This is a genomic window from Candidatus Omnitrophota bacterium (assembly GCA_023819145.1).
GTDB lineage: Bacteria > Omnitrophota > Gorgyraeia > DTHP01 > DTHP01 > JBFWKV01.
The window spans coordinates 22,169-41,894 of sequence record JAMWCW010000002.1; the positions used below are offsets into that span (position 1 = coordinate 22,169).

The following is a 19,726-nucleotide window of genomic DNA, read 5'->3' on the forward strand; positions in this document are numbered from 1 at the left end:
TCCCTCCTTTCTCTTGTTAGCACTTAGTTTAAATGAGTGCTAAAATCTTGGTAAAAAATTTTAAACTAAGTTCCCTTAAAATGCAAGTCTGTTTTTATTGCTTTTACGCCGATTTAAAGACATTTTTGGTGATTTTAAATATTTAGTCAACATTAATCGCATTATAACAAAATTTATCTTATTTTATCTTTTGTTATCTCCTATCAGTCTCAAACCTTCTAAGGTAAGGGTTTCCCTGAAAGGACCTAAGTCAGAGAGATAGGGATAGAATTTAAAAGCATCTCCACCAGTAAAAACCACTTTCTCTATTCCTTCCTTTTCCTTAAGAAGTTGGGTTAACTGCCGGGTCATGGCTAAAAAGCCATTAAAGATACCACTTAAGATGCTTTCTTTTGTAGAAACCCCAATAAGTCCTTTGGGGATTTCAAAGTTCATTTTCTTGGGAAGAAGGGCTGCCTTCGTACATAAAGCTTCTAAAGAAGTTTTTAAACCTGGGAAAATCATCCCTCCTAAATACTCCCCCTTTTTTGAGACTACATCGAAAGTAACCGCGGTTCCAAAATCTACTACCACTAAATTCCCTCCATAAAAAAAATAACCTGCATAGGCATTAACCAATCTATCTTGACCAACCTCTTTTGGTTTTTTGTAAAGATTTTTTATGGGAACCAAGATGTTTTCTCCTAAAATAAATGGCTTTTTAGAAAAGAATTTCTGCAGGTCTTTTTTTATCCTTTTCAACCCCCCGGGGACAACACTGCAGATAACAATATCCTTAATTTCTTTCCAAGGAAATTTTTTTAAATATTTTAAATAATCTTTACTTTCTGTAAGAATTCTCCCTTTCCTAATGAGGTTTTCCTGCCTGAATACTCCGTAGGAGATATTGGTATTGCCAATGTCAATTGTCAATAACATAGCCGTTTCAGAAAAAGCGCAGCAGTTATAATTTTCTTTTAAATTCATCCATTTCTAAATTCAAAAGACTAACCTTCTGTGCCAGTTCCTTATTCATTTCGGTTAAGCGAGTAACTACTACTGAAAAATGTAGTAATATTGCTAAAGAAAATAAAAAACCCAAGAGAAAGATCAAGGAAGGCGGATAGTGTACTCCTATCCATTCTGCCATCTTTTCCAACAAGCTTCTCCAGAAAGAAAGAACAATTAAGACGATTGCTGTAATTAGCCAAATAACACTATATTGTATTCCCAACTTACGAATTTTAATTAGATGAAGTATGGAGACAAAGAGAAAAAAACTCGTTAAAATAGAAAAAATTTGTACCTTATTCATTTTACCTCCTTAAGAAGTAATGCACAAAAATCTTGAACTAAATCCTGAAAGGTTTAATATTTCTCTTTTAAAATCTTTTAAACTCTTAATATTTCTAATTTTTTCGCCAATAAACTTTACTCTAAGATAGAATTTCCGATAGGCATAAGAAAGTGCTTTATAAATCTCTTCTCCAGAAAGCTCGGGATATTCAAATACCGGCTCTTGCATGGGGTCATATTTTACCCAATCTCTAGTTTTTAAATAATTATTTTTTTCTAAAAAATCATAAAGAGAAGTTCCAGGATGAGGAGTAGCAATTCCCAGTGCCATGTAATCGGGATTTAATCTCAAAACAAAATCAACGGTTTTCTTTATAGTTTCTTTTTTTTCTCCAGGCAAACCTAACATAAAATGGGTCATTACTTTGATTTTTTCTTTTTTAATTATGTTTACTGCCTCAACTACTTGCTCTAAGGTTATATTTTTTTTGATAGTTTTTAAAATCTCTTCGTCTCCGGTTTCTACGCCAATATCAATTGAACGACAGCCTGCGGATTTCATTAATTTTACTATTTCAGGATTTATTCTATCAACACGCGCCTCAGAAGACCAAGTAAGGCTAATTTTATTTTTTATCATTTCTTCAAATAATTTTTTTGCCCAATTTAGGTCATTGGTTAACCCTAAATCAAAAAAGCGCACTTCTTTTATTCCTAAATCTTGGAGCCACTTTAGTTCTTCAATAATTTTCTCAACGCTTCTTAATCTCAAAGGTTGATAAAATTTTGAACAGCAATAGATGCAGGAGTTAATACATCCTCTGCTTCCATAGGTAATAGTCATCGGAAAACGTTCGGTCAATGGGTCGTGATATATTTTAAAAGGAATTTTATGATGGGAAGGAAAGCCTAAAAAATCTAAATTTTGTAATTTCCCTTTAGAGGGATTTTTATATATCTTGCCATCTTCGCGGAAACAAATCCCCGAAGTATTCCTGAAAGAAAAATCATTCTTAATTAGCTCTAAAATAATTATCTCTGGCTCATCAATGACTGCGACATTCAATTCAGGGAGAATCTCCAACGTCTCCTCAGGTAAAGCAACTACATGGGTCCCAATAGCTAGGGTTATAGTTGAAGGAGAAATTTGTTTAACAACCATTGCAGTATTTAAATCGTGAAGAATGGTGGTTGTAGAAGTAGTGAAAACTGCTAAACGAGGTTTAGTGAGCTTAATCATCTCTTCTACATCTTTCCAGGAGCCTTTAGTTCCATTAGCATCATAAATAAAGCTTTTAATTTTTTCTTTAGTAAGTAAGCCATCAATAATCATTAAATCCAATGGTGGCCAAGCCATAGAGGTTTTATAGGTACCGATGCTTCCTAAAATTCTGATTACTCCTTTTTTATGTGGGGCTGGAGGTTCAATTAATAAAACATCACAAGACCCAATTTTTTGAATACGATAAAATTTATGCAACATTTTTTTAACTCTAAATACGGAAATCTAAATTCAGAAAATTAACTACATATCATCTTAAAGAATTGCCTCAAGTTATATACGAAATCCTTTGGCCGATTCAGGAAACGTCTAAAAGCAAAACCTAATAATTGTGGACGGAGATAATAACTCCTGTATGCGTATTTTACTGCTTTTTTTAATTCTTGGCTACTTAAATTTGGATAGTCAAAAATTCTTTTTAAGGGCATATAATCCTGCCAATTCTCAGTGTATAAAAATGTGTTTCTTTTAAGAAAATCGAAAAATTCTGTTCCCGGGTAAGGAATTGCCATACTGAATTGAACAGTTGTTGGTTTTAATTCTTTTGCTAAACGGATAGTTTTTTTAATGGTTTCTCTATTTTCTCCTGGTAAGCCAAAGACAAATGTCGCATGGATATGAAAACCTAAAGAACGCATTAAGGAAAAGGCTTTTTTTACTTTTTCGAATGAATAAGGCTTTTTTGCTTTCTTAAGTATTTCTTCATCGCCACTCTCTACCCCTACTTTTAAAAGAAAACAACCTGCTTTACGCATTAGTCTTAATGTTTCTTCATCATAAAAATCTGCTCTTGCATAACAGGCCCAGTCCAATTTTATCCCCTTTTCCATAATCCCTTCACAAATTGCTCTCACATGATTTCTATCCACAGTCAATGTATCATCGTTAAACAAGATGCTTTTGAAATTGAAATTATTTTTAATATAGCTCAATTCCCCTACTACTTCTTGAGGATTTCTCTTTCTATATCGCCTTCCTGTAAGCACCTGAGGCCAGTTACAAAAAATACACTGATAATGACAACCTCTGCCTGCTAAAATAAAAGTAAAGGGATTTTTCAAGATTGGATCAAAATATTTATACTTATTCAAAATATCCCTTGCAGGATAAGGAAGAATGTCTAAATCCTCCAAAGGTTCTCTTGGAGGATTTATTTTGATTTTTCCTTGGAGAGTTCTCAATCCTATTCCCTTCGTCTCTGGATCATCAGTTTTTAGATACTCATATAAAGAAATTTCGTATTCACCCCTAACTACTGCATCGATCCAGGGATATTTTAAAGCTTCTTCAGGTAAGGCAGAAACATGAGTCCCAACAAAGATTATCTTTTTACCTCCTATTTCTTTAATTCTTTTAGCTACTTCTAAATCATTGAGCAAAGAAGGGGTAGAAGTCTCTATGACAACTGTATCAAAATTCTCTTCTTTAATTATTCTAATAACTTCTTCTAACTCAATTCTTCCTGCAATTGCATCTATTAAATCTACATCAGATTTTTTTTCTCTTAAATAAGCACAAGCATAAGCAAGAAATAAGGGAGGATGTATGGTGTAAGTGGCATAACTAAAGGTAGGAAATCTTATTGGCCGATTAAATACCTTTTGAGAATCTAAAACTGGAGGGTTTAGAAAACAAATTTTTCTCAGCATAAAAATAAAATTATTGCTATTTTTTATTTAATCTCATCAACCAAAATAAATCAATAGTTAGAACTACAAAAATTTTAAATATATAAAATAATGACCTTCCAAAGGTGAAACTTGACTTCCCTTTAGTTCGTGGCCGCATCCTTACAGGAATTTCTTTTATCTTTAGATTATATTTAGTTAAAATTAAAAACTCTTCTATTTCTGGATAATCGTAGGGATATTTTTGGGTAAAGAGATTAATGACTCCTTTATTCATTGCCCGGAATCCTGAGGTTGGGTCTTTAATAGTTTTTCTCAAATAGAAATAAAGGATACGGGAAATGATTTTAGAAGCAAATTTTCTTAAAAAAGATAATTTATATCCGCTATTTTCTAAATATCTGGAACCTAAAGCTAAGTCACACTCTCCTGTTTTCAATGGCTGAAGGAGTTTGGGAATTTCCTCGGCTACATGTTGGCCATCGGCATCAAAATGAACTACATAGTCATAACCGTGTTGTTTAGCAAAGATATAGCCTGCCTGCAAAGCCACACCGAGGCCTAAATGAAAAGGTAAAGAAATGAGAAAATCAACCTTATCTTTAACTAAATATGTAGTTTTATCAATTGAACCATCGTCAACTAATAAAATTTCTCCTTCTGGAAAATAATTCCTTATCTCTTCCATAACTTCTATAATACTTTCTTCCTCGTTGTAAGCAGGGACAATTACCAAGATTTTCTCTTTCATCTTATAAAACAAAAGAATTTAAAAACCCCAAAAAGTAACCCTGCTCCCCTCCAGAAATCTCTTAAAAAAAATATATATAAGAGAAGGAGGTATTTTGTTTTTTTAATGTACCAGAAAATTCTTAAAGTACGAAACAACTCTATAAATGAGAGGGGAAGAATAGCAAAACTTAAAGCAAGAACAGGAGAAAAATAATCTAAAAAATTGCTATAGTCATCCCCTTTTATCATCCCTATATGGTCACGATACAATTTTACTCTCCAAAAGCCATGCCAGAATTGATGTCTGAGATAGGGGAAAATTCTCTCCGGATAATGATGATAAACTAAAGCATTCGGTTCAAAAATTAATCCATATCCCTTTTTCAGTAAACGGTAAGATAAATCATTATCTTCTCCGCTGGCAGTAAGATAAGATTCATCAAATCCATCTAACTCAATGAGGATCTCTTTACGAATAGCTAAATTGTAGGAACCAAGGGCTTTGACCTTCCGAGGCATCTCCCGGTGACGCCATAAAATTTCTGTATGGATAAGGCTAGCTAAAATACTTTCTTGATTTTTTATCCCATAAGAACCCCCCACAGCCCCAATTTTTCCCCGGTTAAAATTTTTTAACAAAGATATAATCCATTTTTCATCAGGGACACAATCGCTATCGGTAAATAAAATAATTTCACCCTTGGCTTCCTTACATCCTCTATTTCTGGCTTTCGCTGGACCAGAACGTGGTTGTTGAAAATAACGCACAGGGAATTTTTTCACTAACTCTTTTGTATTATCTTGAGAACCATCGTCAACAAAAATAATCTCATATAAATCTTGAGGATAATCTTGATTTAGACAAGCCAAAAGAGTTTCTGCTATGGTTTTAGCACAGTTATGTCCGGGGATCACAATACTTACTTTGGGCAACATCTTTCTCACTACCCTCTACTCACTTACTCGCTACTTATTACTTTTAGCCATCGCCTTCAATTCTTTTATCTGGTCTCTGATTATTGCCGCACGTTCAAACTGAAGGTTTCTTGCCGCCAAATTCATCTCCTCTTGTAACTGCGCAATGACCTCTCCAATATCTGTTCTCTCTTCAGAAACCCCGGTCAATTTCTTCACAAACTCTTTTGTCTCTTCAATAATTTCAATATAGTCTTTTACTTCCTTTTCAATAGAACGCGGAGTAATATTGTGTCTACGATTATATTCTAACTGAGCTTCCCTTCTTCTCTTTGTTTCTTCAATTGCCCGCTGCATAGAACCCGTAATATTATCCGCATACATAATTACCTTGCCGTTGACATTTCTTGCAGCGCGACCGGCTACCTGAATTAAAGAAACCTGACTGCGCAGAAATCCCTCTTTATCTGCATCAAGGATTGCTACCAGAGAGACTTCCGGTAAATCAAGCCCCTCGCGTAGGAGATTTATTCCCACCAGACAATCAAATTCTCCTTTTCTTAAATCCCGTAAAATCTTTACCCTTTCCAGAGGCTCAATCTCTGAATGGAGATATTTTACACTCAAGCCCATTTCTTGAAGATAACCTGCTAAGTCCTCAGCCATTCTTTTGGTTAAGGTGGTAACCAGAACGCGTTCTCTTTTTTCTGCTCGTTTTTGTATTTCTTCCATTAAATCGTCTATCTGACCCTCTGTAGGTTTAACTATAATCTCCGGGTCTACAAGCCCCGTAGGACGAATTAACTGTTCCACAACTATTCCTTTACTTTTTTCAATTTCATACTCATCGGGGGTAGCGGAGACAAAAATAATCTGTTTTACCAGAGCCTCAAATTCCTCAAATTTCAAAGGGCGGTTATCCAAACAAGACGGAAGTCTAAAGCCGTATTCCACAAGAGTCTCTTTACGCGAACGGTCTCCTTCATACATTCCTCTCAACTGGGGTATAGTAACATGTGACTCATCAATAACCACTAAAAAATCTTCAGGAAAATAATCTATTAAACAATAGGGCCTGCTTCCTGGCGGACGTCCGGAAATATGCCGAGCGTAATTTTCTATACCGTGACAATACCCCACTTCTCTAAACATCTCAATATCATATTTTGTTCGAGATTCTAAGCGAGTTGCTTCGAGCAATTTATTTTCTTTTCTTAATTCATAGAGACGTTCTTTCAATTCTGCTTCGATTGAGGTAATCGCCCTTTCAATTCTATCTTGAGAAGTGACAAAATGCTTTGCCGGATAAATACCAATTTTATCCAGTTTAGTAATTGTATCACCAGTTAGATAATTTAGTTGTTTTATTTCTTCAATTTCATCACCATCTAACTTTATTTTTAAAAGAGTATCTTCGTAAGCAGGAAATATCTCAAGAGTATCACCGCGTACGCGGAATTTACCACGGCTTAAATTAACGTCGTTTCTTTCATAAAGCATCCAAACCAAATGGCGAATTATGTCTTCTCTAAGAACTCTCTTCCCTTTTTCCAGAAAAAGAAGTAAATCCCGATATTCCTCGGGAGAACCAAGGTTATAAATACAAGAAACAGATGCTACAATAATCACGTCTCTACGTGACATGAGTACACTAGTACTGGCTAATCTCAGTTTATCCAACTCTTCATTTATGGAAGCATCCTTTTCTATATATGTGTCTGTTTGAGGAATGTACGCCTCAGGTTGGTAATAATCGTAATAACTGACGAAATACTCCACCGCATTATAAGGAAAAAACTCCTTAAATTCTCGATATAATTGTGCGGCCAAAGTTTTATTATGGGAAATTACTAAAGTTGGTTTATTAAGTTTAGCGATTACATTAGCAATGGTAAAAGTTTTTCCACTTCCTGTAACTCCCAAGAGAGTTTGGAATTTTTCTCCATTTAGAAAATTATGGATTAATTTATTTATTGCCTGAGGTTGGTCTCCACATGGCCTATAACTACTTACTAACTTAAATTTTTCCATATAAGTTCTTTATTGACGCAATGAATTAGAAAAGTTCAAGAGAAAAATCTATTGATGGGGAGGAGTGAGTCAGCTGGCCAATAGATATTCTTTCTATCCCTGTAGAAGCAAAAGTACGCACATTTTTAAGATTTATACCCCCAGATACTTCTAATTGTGTAGTTTTAGAAATTCTGTTTCTGATGCTTACTGCCTTTTTTATTTCTTTGATGCTCATGTTATCCAACATAATTATATCGGGCTTTGCCTGCAAAACCATCTTAAACTCCTTAATATTTCCTACCTCTATTTCTATATCCACATCTTTAGGAATTTTCTTTCTTATCCTCTTAATCAGATTTTTTATATTTGATTCTTGATATCTAATATTCTTTAGATGGTTATCCTTAATCAACACACCATCACTTAAATCCATGCGATGATTACTCCCCCCACCTACTCTTACAGCATATTTTTCTAGAATTCTTATCCCCGGCGTAGTCTTACGCGTATCTAATATTTTTACTTTGTAAGGATGAACTATTTCTACAAATTTTCTTGTCATTGTAGCAATTCCAGAGAGACGCATCAAAAAGTTTAGAGCAGTGCGCTCTCCATAAAGAATCTTCTTAATACTCCCTACTATCAGGGCTACTTTTTCACCTTTTTTCACCACTCTTCCGTCATGAGTAAGCTTTTTAAATTTAGTATTTTTGTCCAACAGAAAAAATGCTCTTTTGACAACATCCAAACCCGCAATTATTCCTCTTTCTTTAGCAATAATTACCGCTTTTACTATTTTATCTTCAGGAAATAGAAGTTTAGTAGTAATATCTTTGCTTACCTTATCTTCAGATAAGGCCTGTTTAATTATTTTGTCTATAAGCTCAATATTTATTCCTGAAGTTCTACTAAATACTTTTCCCATTTTTGCTTTTCTTTTATCAATTCTTCCCTCTTTGAAATTTCCTTTTCTATTACTTCCTTAGGAGCTTGGGAAAGGAAATTTTTATCATTTAGTTTTATTCTAATTCCTTCCAAAATAGTATTGATATTTTTCAGTTTTTCTTTAATCCTTTGCTTTTCCTTCTCAAAATCAATAATGCCTTCAAGAGGAATATATACTTCAATATTTCCTACAACTAAAGATGAAGAAAAGGGAGGTTTTTCTATTTCTGTTCCAAAGTCCAATGATTCTATTCTTAAGATATTTTCAAAACAATTACTATTTTCTTTGAGAAAACTTATATTCTTTTCGTTAGATTTGAAAATCAAACTCATCTTTTTATCTAAAGGAACTCCCATTTCCGTGAAAATATTGCGTACTCCTTTTATTATCTCCTGAATTATCTCCATCTCTTTCTCTGCTTGCTTATTTATCAATTCTTTCTCACAGAGAGGCCAAGAAGTCATCGTTATACTTTCTTCTTTGAAATTGCTATATTTTTCTTTTACCTTCTGCCACAATTCCTCAGTAATAAAAGGCACGAGGGGATGCAGTAACCGTAATGAAGTCTCCAAAACTTTAATTAAAATAAACTGGGTTGTCTCTTTTTGTCTGTCAATGGTAGCTGGTTGCTGGTAACCAGTAACTATAATTGGCTTTACTATCTCAATATACCAATCACAGAACTCATGCCAGAAGAATTGATAGATAAGGCTTGCGGCTTCATTAAAATTGTATTTCTCTAAGGCAGAGGTTACTTCTTGTATAGTTTTTTGTAATCTACTTAGAATCCAGCGGTCAACAAAAGAAAGATTGTTTTCTGTAAGCTGTACATTGCAAGATGTAAGCTCTGAAACATTTGCGAAGATAAATCTTGTTGCATTCCAAATCTTATTACAGAAATTTCTCCCCAATTTGAATTTCTCACCCGATAAAAAGACATCTTGTCCTACAGCAGTAATGGAGATAATACTGAAACGCAAAGCATCTGCTCCGAAATCTTTAATTATCTCTAAAGGGTCAATAATATTGCCAAGTGATTTGGACATTTTTTTCCCTGTCAAATCTCTCACCGTTCCATGAATATATACATGCCTAAAAGGAATATCTTTCATAAACTCGAGACCTGCCATAATCATCCGCGCTACCCAAAAGAATATTATTTCCTGTGCAGTAACCAAAACCGAAGTAGGATAAAAATAATCTAAGTCGGTTATTTCGGATTTCGGACTTCGGATTTCGGATTTCAATTTGGGCCATCCAAGCGTAACAAATGGCCACAGCCATGAAGAAAACCAAGTATCTAAAACATCTTCATCTTGATAAATATCTTTCCCTCCACATTTAGGACACTTATCCGGTTTTACTTTCGAGACAATTATACCCTTTTCGAATTTAGGATTTCGAATTTGGGATTCGTTTACCTGGCATTCTCTGCAGTAATAAACCGGTAAGCGGTGTCCCCACCAAATCTGTCTCGATATGCACCAATCCTGAATATTCTCCATCCAACTGAGATATATCTTTGTCCAGCGTGGAGGAAAGAATTTTATTTTTCCTTTTTTCACTACCTGGATTGCGGGTTTAGCCAGTGGTTTCATTTTAACAAACCATTGCAATGATAAATATGGCTCTATTATTGTATTGCAACGGTAACAATGACCTACAGCATGGGTATAAGATTCTATTTTTTCCAGAAACCCCAATTCTCTAAGTTCATCCACTACTTTATGCCGACAATCAAATCTATCTAAATTTCTAAACTTCCCCGCATTTTCATTCATCGTCCCATCAGGATTCATAATATTGATAAACTCTAATTTGTGTCTTTTGCCTAAAGAGTAATCATTGGGATCGTGAGCAGGGGTAACTTTTACCGCCCCTGTTCCAAAATCCATATCTACCATATTATCTGCAATTATGCTCATCTCCCTTTCCATTAAAGGAAGAATTACTTTCTTTCCAATAAGTTTTTTGTATCTTTTATCCTTGGGGTTAACTGCTACTGCTGTATCTCCAAGCATTGTCTCCGGTCTTGTCGTCGCTACTGTAACATAATTTCGATTTTTTTCTTTTAAAGGATATTTTATATAATAAAGTTTCCCTTCAATCTCTTTGTAAGGAGCTTCTTCATCGGAAAGTGCAGTTTGACATCTGGGACACCAATTAATAATGTAGTTACTACGATAAATTAGCCCTTTTTCATATAAGCTCACAAATACTTTTAAGACAGCCTCTGAATACTCGTCATCCATCGTAAAACATGTCCTTTGCCAATCACAAGAAGCGCCTAATTTTTTCAATTGTTGAATAATTGTAGAACCATAATTTTCTCTCCATTGCCAGACTTTCTCCAAAAATTTTTCTCTTCCCAAATCTTGACGACTTACACCTTCCTTAGCAAGATTTTTTTCCACAACATTTTGGGTAGCAATTCCCGCGTGGTCTGTCCCAGGAATCCATAAAGCGTTAAAACCCTGCATCTTCTTAAAGCGAATAAGAATATCTTGAATGGTATTATTTAAGGCATGCCCCATATGTAAAATACCTGTAACATTGGGAGGAGGGATAACGATACAAAAAGGATTTTTCTCTTGATTTGGTTCAGCATGAAAGAAACCTTTTTCTTCCCAGAATTTATACCACTTATCCTCTACTTCCTTAGGATTATATCTTGGGGATATGTCCATATTATTTTGTTTTCTTATGTAGAAACTATTTAAATAATTTTACTTATAAAGAGAGAATAATTCAAGAAAAATCACCCCAACTATATTTGTAAATTAAGGAGAGTATTATAAACCTTAGCTAAAAAGTGGCTCTTAAAGGAATGAATTTTATTCAAGATGCAAGAATACTAATATCTTATAAAGTAAAAACCTATTTATTGCTTTTTGCCTTTTCTTTAAGCAACTTATACTCGATTGAATCCACAAGGGCTTGCCAGCTTGCTTCAATAACATTTTCCGAAACCCCAATCGTACTCCATTCATCTTTTTCATCTCGAGATTCAATTAAAACGCGTACTTTAGCAGCAGTGCCCGCTTCGGCATTAATCACCCTGACTTTAAAATCAGAGAGTTTCATTTCTTTTAAGTCGGGATAAAACCTCTCCAGTGCTTTGCGTAACGCATTATCCAAAGCATTGACGGGGCCATCACCTTCTGCTGCGGTATGTTCTACGAGATTGCCCACTTTTACTTTAATCGTTGCTTCCGAGTGCATTGTACCTCTTTTATCCTTTTCTACAATCACCCTAAATCCCTCCAAGTCAAAGAATTTGCGATACTCACCTTTTGTCTTACGTAAAAGAACCTCAAAAGACCCCTCTGCACCTTCAAATTGATAACCTCTATACTCCAAATCTTTTATGAGATTAAGAACTTTCTTAACTGCCCGAGGGTCATTTGTTATATCTAATTTAAACTCCTTAGCCTTAGAAAGAAGTGCACTCTTGCCGGAAAGTTCAGAAATTAAAATTCTACGTTTGTTACCTACTTTCTCAGGTGGAATATGCTCATAGGTATGTGGATGTTTTTGTACTGCACTTACATGCACTCCTCCTTTATGGGTAAACGCTGATAACCCTACAAACGGTGCTTCGTCACGCGGAACAATATTTACCACTTCGCTTACAAAACGAGAAACTTCTGTAAGACGCGAAAGCTGCTTGTCTGAAATACAGTCAATTCCCATCTTCAACTTAAGATTGGCAATAATAGAACAAAGGTTGGCATTGCCACAACGTTCTCCATATCCATTAATTGTTCCTTGAACAAGAACAATGCCCAATTTAACTGCTGATAAAGAATTTGCTACTGCTAAATCAGAGTCATTATGGCAATGAATCCCTAAAGGTTTTTTTATTTTTTTCTTCACCTCACGGATAATTTCCTGAACTTCTTCGACCAGAGTTCCGCCATTGGTATCACAAAGGCTGATATTATCAGTTCCGGCTAAAGCAGCTTTTTCTATAGTTGCTAAAGCATAATCGGAATTTGCCTTAAATCCATCAAAAAAATGCTCCGCATCATAAATAACTTCTAATCCCTTGGATTTAAGAAATTTTACGGACTCAAAAATCATCTTAAGATTCTCCTCCAAAGTAGTTTGTAAAGCATATTTCACCTGAAGATCCCACGATTTTCCAAAAATAGTAACTACAGAAACCCCTGCTCTGATCAGTTCTGTTAGATTAGCATCATTTTCAACGTTGATGTTCTTCTTTCGCGTACTGCCAAAAGCAACCAACTTTGCTTTTTTAAGCGGATGTTCCTTAATTCTTTGAAAGAAATTAATATCTTTAGGGTTTGAACCTGGCCAACCACCTTCAATATAATGAATCCCTAAGTCATCTAACTTTCTGGCAATCTTAATCTTATCCTCTACCGATAAAGAGACCCCTTCTTTTTGTGTCCCATCTCTTAAAGTCGTATCGTATAATAAAACTTTATTCTCCATAAATTTATTCACCTCTTTTTCATTTATTGTTTTTTCCCTAATTTGAATGCCTCATGCAACGCACGAACCGCTTCCTCAATAAATTTCTTTCTAATAACACAAGAAATACTTATTTCAGAGGTAGAAATCATTTCAATATTAATCTTATGTTTTGCTAAAGTAGCAAACATCAAAGAAGCAACCCCCGGATGGCTTTTCATTCCTACTCCCACTATCGAAACTTTAGCAATATCTGCATCATAAATAACTTTACCAGCATCAATTTTATCTGCAACCTTGCGTGTAATTCTGAGGGCTTTCTTCAATTCAGGTTTAAGAACGGTAAAAGAAATGTCCGTGCGTCCGGTATGGCTTACATTTTGAACAATCATATCTACATTTATTCCTTCCGAACCAATATCTGTAAAAATGGTAGCAGCAATTCCGGGTTTATCAGGAACATCGCATACTGTAATTTTTGCCTCGTTCTTACTAAGTGTAACTGCACTGATTACCGGACCTTCCAACATCTTTTTCCCCTCCTTTACAATATATGTACCACGTTTGTTGTTAAATGAAGAACGGACATATATGGGAATGCCGAATTTCTTAGCCAATTCGATAGAACGTGCCTGCATAACCTGAGCCCCCAAAGAAGCCATTTCTAGCATTTCATCATAGCTTAATCTTTCGAGTTTTCTGGCATCGGAAACAATGCGAGGATCGGCAGTATAAATTCCTTCTACGTCGGTATATATTTCACAAAGTTTTGCCCCCAGAACTTTTGCCAGAGCAACGGCGGAAAGGTCTGAACCTCCCCTTCCCAAAGTTGTAATATCTTGGTTCTGCGAAACACCTTGAAAACCTGCAACAATTACGATGTTACCTTTGTTTAACTCTTCTGCTATCCTCCGGGTATCAATATTTATAATCCGTGCTTTAGTATGACTACTGTCAGTAAGTATTCCTATCTGTATCCCTGTAAAAGAAATAGCCTTAAAACCCAATTTCTGAATCGCCATAGCAAGGAGGGCACTGGACATTTGTTCTCCGGTAGAAAGCAACATATCCAATTCCCGTTCGGGAGGATTACGTGTAATCTGATAAGCCAAATCAATCAGTTCATCGGTGGTATCTCCCGGGGCAGAAACTACAACTACTACATCAAATTTCTTTTCTTTGTAAGTAACTATTCTTCGTGCAACATTTTTAATCCTTTCTGGATTAGCGACAGAAGTTCCTCCATATTTTTGCACAATCAATTTTCTCATATCTAAAAACCTCTCTTATCTCTATCTTTTTAACAATACTTTTTTTGCCTCCCAGCATATAAAAAGTACTGATAAAATTAAAACTATGGATATACCGCTTAATAAAAAATTTCCTTCTTTCAGAAAATGTCTAAATTGTAAAGCCAACGCTCCCACCGTTGTAAAAAGCATAAAAACGGCGGGAATAGCAACAAAATAAAACTTTCTTTTCTGAGAAAGTAACCAAGTGGCAATTACTATTAACGCTAAAGCCGCTACCAACTGATTAGAAGCTCCAAAAATAGGCCAAAGTTTCTCCCATTTTCCTGTAAGGGCAAGAAATGCGCTCAAAATAACCACAATAAAGGTAGATAAATATCTATTTCTAATTCTGAAAAGTTCGGTGGTAAGATATCTGCCAATTCTTGTAGCGGTATCTAAGGTGGTTAAGATAAAGGCATTAAGAATAAGTACGGCAAAACTACTACCGTACATCCCTAAAAAAGAATTTGTTAATCTCCCAAAACCTTCACCAAAAGCCCCAATCGGTCCTCCTCTATTCTCTAAAACTTTATTCAAAATATTTTGTGAGGGAAATCCTGCTATAATTACTAAAACTGCCATAACCGCTACCAAACCCTCCATGACCATTGCTCCATAGCCAATTTTTCTCGCATCCCGTTCAGTAGCAATTTGTTTAGAGGTGGTTCCCGAAGCAATTAATGAATGGAATCCTGATATTGCTCCACAAGCTATAGTAACAAAGAGCATCGGCCAAAGCTCGCCACTTTTTGTACGCCATGAAATAAAAACTGGCAAATTTATATGTGGAGGAGATAAGAATATCCCCATATATCCAGAAATTAACCCGAAGATTAATAAGAAACTAGAAAGATAGTCGCGGGGTTGTAAAAGTATATTTACTGGTACCACAGATGCAAAATAACTGTATAAAAACAACACCGCTATCCAAAAATAAAGACTTTGTGCTAAAGGAATCTTTACCGGAAATAAACTTCCTAAAAATAAAAAAACGACTAATAATCCCAAGCCTATAAAAGTAATCAGAATTTGATTTACTCTAAATCTATATAAACTCATCCCCACTAAAATAGCCAGTGGAATCAAACCTAAAGAAGGAATTACAATTTCGGGTTGAATCACAAATGTTTTAGCAGAAAGCACCGCAAATACTGCAATAACCAAGATAAGGGCAAGTAAAACAAAAACTGAAAATATAATCTTTGCTCGTCTACCGATAAGGTCTTCCGCTACATCTGCTACTGAACGAGCATCGTGACGCACGGAAACCATAAGTGAACCGAAATCGTGTACTCCTCCTAAGAAAATTGTACCTAAAACAATCCAGAGTAAACCTGGACCCCATCCCCATAAAGCAACTGCTATCACTGGTCCAACAATTGGACCCGCTCCAGCAATTGAGGAAAAGTGATGCCCAAAAAGAATTGTCCAGTGACAAGAAGCAATACAATCAATTCCGTCTTTTTTTACCTGTGCAGGTGTAGGCCGTCGGGAATCTACGTTAAATGTTTTACTTAAATATCTACCATATAAAATGTATCCTCCTAAAAACAAAAGAAAAGTAATTAAGACGATATTTAAGGTATTCATCTCGCTATAAAACTCTCTAGCAACTTATAACCATCTTCTATCTTCCAACTGGTTGCCTGTGCACTTTTTTCATTAAACTCTTCCACATCATCTTTACCTATGCCTTCACCGAACATAGCAAAAAAAACTGGTTCGGAAGAATGAGTACGGATAGCCAAAGGAGTAGGGTGATCCGAACTTACTAAAATACGAAAATCTTCCTTCCCTTCCAGTTTTTTTAACACTGTACCCACTACCAGAGAATCAAATCTCTCTATCACAGAAATCTTTGCCCTTAAATCCCCATTGTGTCCTGCTTCATCGGGAGCTTCCACATGGACAAAAACAAAATCCTTATCCTGTAGAACTTCTAAAGCAGCTTCTGCTTTTCCTATATAATTGGTATCATAATATCCTGTAGCTCCATCAACATTAATCGGATCAAGCCCGATTATCCTACCTAATCCTTTAATTAAGTCGACTGCAGAAATTACATTCCCTTCCACGCTGTATTTCTCTGAAAATTTAGGCAATCGTGGTTTCTTACCCTGTCCCCAAAGCCAAATCATATTAGCAGGGTTCTCTTTAAGGTCAATCCTTACTCGGTTTATTTCATGACTTATTAAAACCCTTCGCGAACTTTGCATCAATTCAATAATTATTTCTGCATCCTTTCCTTGGGGTAAGAATTTGTCAATTTTTTTACCCGTAATATCGTGGGGGGGAGTGCATCTTAGTTCCTCGCCTATCTCTTTGGAAATCATTATATGTCTGTAACTTACTCCCGGATAAAAATGAAAATACTCAGTAGAGAGTTTTTGATTGAGAATTTCTATCAAGACTTTTGCCTCGTGAGTGCTAATATGTCCTGCGCTATAATCCATCATTACTCCATTCTCCACGGTAACTAAATTACACCTGAAGGCAATTTCCTCTTCTTTTAAATCTACACCTAAATTAGCTGCTTCCAGAGGACCACGTCCTTTGTAATACTCCTTGGGATTATATCCCAATAGCGACATAATTGCTACATCAGAACCAGCCTGCATCTGGTGAGGAATAGTTCTTACCCAACCTACTCTACCATTCCGCGCAATGTAATCCATATTTGGCGTCTTAGCTACCTCCAAAGGTGTTTTTCCTTCTAACTCCTGAAGAGGAAAATCTTGCATTCCATCACCAACTAAAAATACATATTTCATTTTCTTTCTTTGTTAGTCAGTTAAATATATTATATCAACATTATAATAAATTCAATTTAAAAATTCAGCGTGGACTCTCTTCAATTTCGCCTACAATCTCTTCAAGAATATCCTCTAAAGTCACCAGCCCCATAACTTTATTAACATCATTACGTACAATGGCAATTTGAATCTTCATTTTCTGAAAATCTTGTAGTAATTCCGAAACTTTTTTATTTAGAGAAACAAAATAAGCAGGGTGCATGATGTCCGCAATAATAATCAAAGAACCATTTTTCCACATAAAAGGCAGGTCTTTGGCATAAATAATTCCTACTATATTATCGAGAGTTTCTTTATATACAGGAATGCGTGTATGGCCTTTTTCTATCAATAGATCTAAAAGGGTCTCTTCACTTGCATTTAATTCCACACAAACCATTTTTTCACGCGGAATCATCACATCCTTAACTAGGGTATCACCAAATTCAAATATGTGATGTATAAGCTTTCTTTCCTCTTCTAAAAGAATTCCCTCCTCTCTCCCTAACTCAATCATTAAACGAATCTCCTCTTCAGTAACTAATGGAGAACGTTTCTTAGTCTCCACTCCTAATAGTTTTATAATCCCGTTACTTAGGTAAGTAAAAAAATGCGCTAATGGCTGAACTAATTTAATCAAAAATTTTATAAAGTAGGCGAATTTTAAAGCAATTGCCTCCGGATATTTAGTAGCAATGATTTTAGGAGTAATTTCACAAAAAATTAGGATAAAGAAAGAAATGGCTATAGTTGAGATTAATATCCCAAATTTCTGTCCGAATAGATATATAAATAATGCTGCTCCTAAAGCAGAGAGAGCGATATTTACAAAATTGTTACTCACTAAAATAGTGACGATAAATCTATCTAAATGAGTAAGTATATTGTATACAATTTCTGCCCGGCGTTTCCCCTGATTTACATAAGAACGAATTCTTAATTTATTTAATGAAAGAATGGCTGTTTCCCAAGCAGAGAAAAAGAAGGAAAAAATTCCTAGAAAAAAAATAAAAAAGATGATAAATAAAATATCCATTAATTTCTTAAAATAGGCAAGAAAAATTGTGCGATTTTAAAGTAAATTATAAGTCCTACAATATCTACAATGCTGGTAGTAATTGGTCCTGCTAAAGCTGCAGGGTCGAGCCCAATTCTCTTGGAAAGAATAGGTAGAAAAAGTCCGGTGGAAATAGCCAGTAAAATTATACTTGCCATAGTAAAACCTACTACCAAAGCAAGGAAAACATCCTGTTGCAACATAAATGCTCTCAAGAAAGCCACTGTCCCAACGATAATTCCCATGAATAAAGAAGCAAATAACTCCATCTTGGCAACTTTCCAGATATTACGAAAGGTAACATCCCCGGTGGCTAAACCCCGAATTATAGTAATTGCAGTTTGTGCCCCTGCATTACCTCCTGTATCTAAGAGCATCGGGATAAAAAATGTCAAAGCAACCACTGTCCCCAAGGCATGTTCAAAAGTTTTTAACACCGTACCAGTTAAAAAATCAAAAATCAGAAGCAAAATCAACCATCCCGCTCTACGCTTTACCAGGTCTAAAGAACGTGCTTCGGCATAGCGAATCTCTAAACCTGACATTTTACCAACTTCATAAAATTCCCGTGAGGTCTGCTTTTCAATTATATCCATAACATCATCTATAGTAATTATACCCAAGAGCCTATTCTCATTATCCACTACCGGAGCATCCAGCAAATCGTATTTCTTAAACCATCTACCCACCTCTTGCATTCCCATATTTACATTTATCTTGATGAGATTTACATCACTCATAATCTCTTTTATAAGAATATCCGGTGGGGCAGTAATAATATTCTGTAAACTAACTCCACCGATTAATCTATGTTCTTCATCCGTTACATATACAGAATATATTGCTTTGGTTTGACCTGAACGCTGACTTTCCTGTAGCGTAAGGATTGCCCGACGAGCAGTCATATCTTTCTTTAACTCCACAAACTCTGTATTCATTATGGAACCCGCGGTTCCTGCTTTATAGGTAAGAAGCTTGCGCACATCATCTGCTTCTTCTTCCTTCAAAAATGACCAGAGTTTCTTTACTGTTTTAGGAGGTAATTCCTTAAATAATTTTGCTCTTTCATCGGGAGCCATCTCGTTCAAAACCTGGGAGGCTTCTTGATTATCTAGATTTTTAAGGATAAATTGTTGTTCTGAGGAAGATAAGTCTTCAAAAACTTCTATTGCTTTACGAATACTTAACAATTTGAAAACAATAATCTTTTCGCTATCTTGGAGATATTTAAAGCCGTCAGCAATGTCTATGGAATGCATCTTTTTCAAAAGTTCTTTAAGCGATGAAAAGTCTTTTATAGCTAAAAAATTCTTTATCTCAGGAAGAAAGAGGGCAAAAACATCCATACGATTATTGC

Annotated in this window: 15 protein-coding genes; all 15 read right to left on the minus strand. The window is 35.3% G+C overall.

The genetic code is table 11. The annotated features are described in order from the left end of the window. Window positions 1–183: 183 nt before the first annotated feature. Window positions 184–918, minus strand: coding sequence for a type III pantothenate kinase (locus NC818_01090; GenBank protein MCM8783363.1), 735 nt, complete (start codon window positions 916–918; stop codon window positions 184–186). 25 nt (window positions 919–943) lie between these two features. Next, window positions 944–1,294: a DUF2304 domain-containing protein gene (locus NC818_01095; GenBank protein ID MCM8783364.1), complete on the minus strand. Its 351-nt coding sequence runs from the start codon at window positions 1,292–1,294 to the stop codon at window positions 944–946. A 9-nt stretch (window positions 1,295–1,303) separates the two neighbouring features. Beyond that, entirely contained in the window at window positions 1,304–2,758 is a 1,455-nt protein-coding gene (locus tag NC818_01100) for a radical SAM protein (protein ID MCM8783365.1), read from the minus strand. 38 nt (window positions 2,759–2,796) lie between these two features. Further along, window positions 2,797–4,206, minus strand: coding sequence for a radical SAM protein (locus NC818_01105; protein MCM8783366.1), 1,410 nt, complete (start codon window positions 4,204–4,206; stop codon window positions 2,797–2,799). Between the two features lie 16 nt (window positions 4,207–4,222). Then, on the minus strand, window positions 4,223–4,936 hold the full coding sequence (locus NC818_01110) for a glycosyltransferase family 2 protein (protein MCM8783367.1): 714 nt from the start codon (window positions 4,934–4,936) through the stop codon (window positions 4,223–4,225). Next, entirely contained in the window at window positions 4,933–5,853 is a 921-nt protein-coding gene (locus tag NC818_01115; GenBank protein MCM8783368.1) for a glycosyltransferase, read from the minus strand. The genes NC818_01110 and NC818_01115 overlap by 4 nt, the downstream gene beginning before the upstream one ends. 30 nt (window positions 5,854–5,883) lie before the next feature. After that, window positions 5,884–7,863 (minus strand): excinuclease ABC subunit UvrB, encoded by a 1,980-nt coding sequence (uvrB, locus tag NC818_01120; GenBank protein ID MCM8783369.1) that lies wholly within the window; start codon window positions 7,861–7,863, stop codon window positions 5,884–5,886. 25 nt (window positions 7,864–7,888) lie between these two features. Continuing rightward, window positions 7,889–8,770 carry a carboxylating nicotinate-nucleotide diphosphorylase gene (nadC, locus tag NC818_01125; protein MCM8783370.1) on the minus strand — a complete coding sequence of 294 codons (882 nt, stop codon included), beginning with the start codon at window positions 8,768–8,770 and terminating at the stop codon, window positions 7,889–7,891. Beyond that, entirely contained in the window at window positions 8,737–11,478 is a 2,742-nt protein-coding gene (locus NC818_01130; GenBank protein MCM8783371.1) for a valine--tRNA ligase, read from the minus strand. Before NC818_01130 ends, nadC begins: the two co-directional genes overlap by 34 nt. 190 nt (window positions 11,479–11,668) lie before the next feature. Then, entirely contained in the window at window positions 11,669–13,249 is a 1,581-nt protein-coding gene (gene cimA / locus NC818_01135) for a citramalate synthase (protein ID MCM8783372.1), read from the minus strand. Between the two features lie 23 nt (window positions 13,250–13,272). Beyond that, the gene (locus tag NC818_01140; GenBank protein ID MCM8783373.1) at window positions 13,273–14,499 is read right to left on the minus strand and encodes an aspartate kinase; all 1,227 of its coding nucleotides are present in this window, start codon (window positions 14,497–14,499) and stop codon (window positions 13,273–13,275) included. A 21-nt stretch (window positions 14,500–14,520) separates the two neighbouring features. After that, complete coding sequence (locus NC818_01145; protein ID MCM8783374.1) at window positions 14,521–16,110, minus strand: carbon starvation protein A; 1,590 nt, start codon at window positions 16,108–16,110, stop codon at window positions 14,521–14,523. Then, complete coding sequence (locus NC818_01150; protein MCM8783375.1) at window positions 16,107–17,291, minus strand: cofactor-independent phosphoglycerate mutase; 1,185 nt, start codon at window positions 17,289–17,291, stop codon at window positions 16,107–16,109. The genes NC818_01145 and NC818_01150 overlap by 4 nt, the downstream gene beginning before the upstream one ends. 64 nt (window positions 17,292–17,355) lie before the next feature. After that, the gene (locus NC818_01155; GenBank protein ID MCM8783376.1) at window positions 17,356–18,348 is read right to left on the minus strand and encodes a hemolysin family protein; all 993 of its coding nucleotides are present in this window, start codon (window positions 18,346–18,348) and stop codon (window positions 17,356–17,358) included. Then, window positions 18,348–19,715 (minus strand): magnesium transporter, encoded by a 1,368-nt coding sequence (gene mgtE / locus NC818_01160; protein MCM8783377.1) that lies wholly within the window; start codon window positions 19,713–19,715, stop codon window positions 18,348–18,350. The genes NC818_01155 and mgtE overlap by 1 nt, the downstream gene beginning before the upstream one ends. Window positions 19,716–19,726 lie beyond the last annotated feature (11 nt).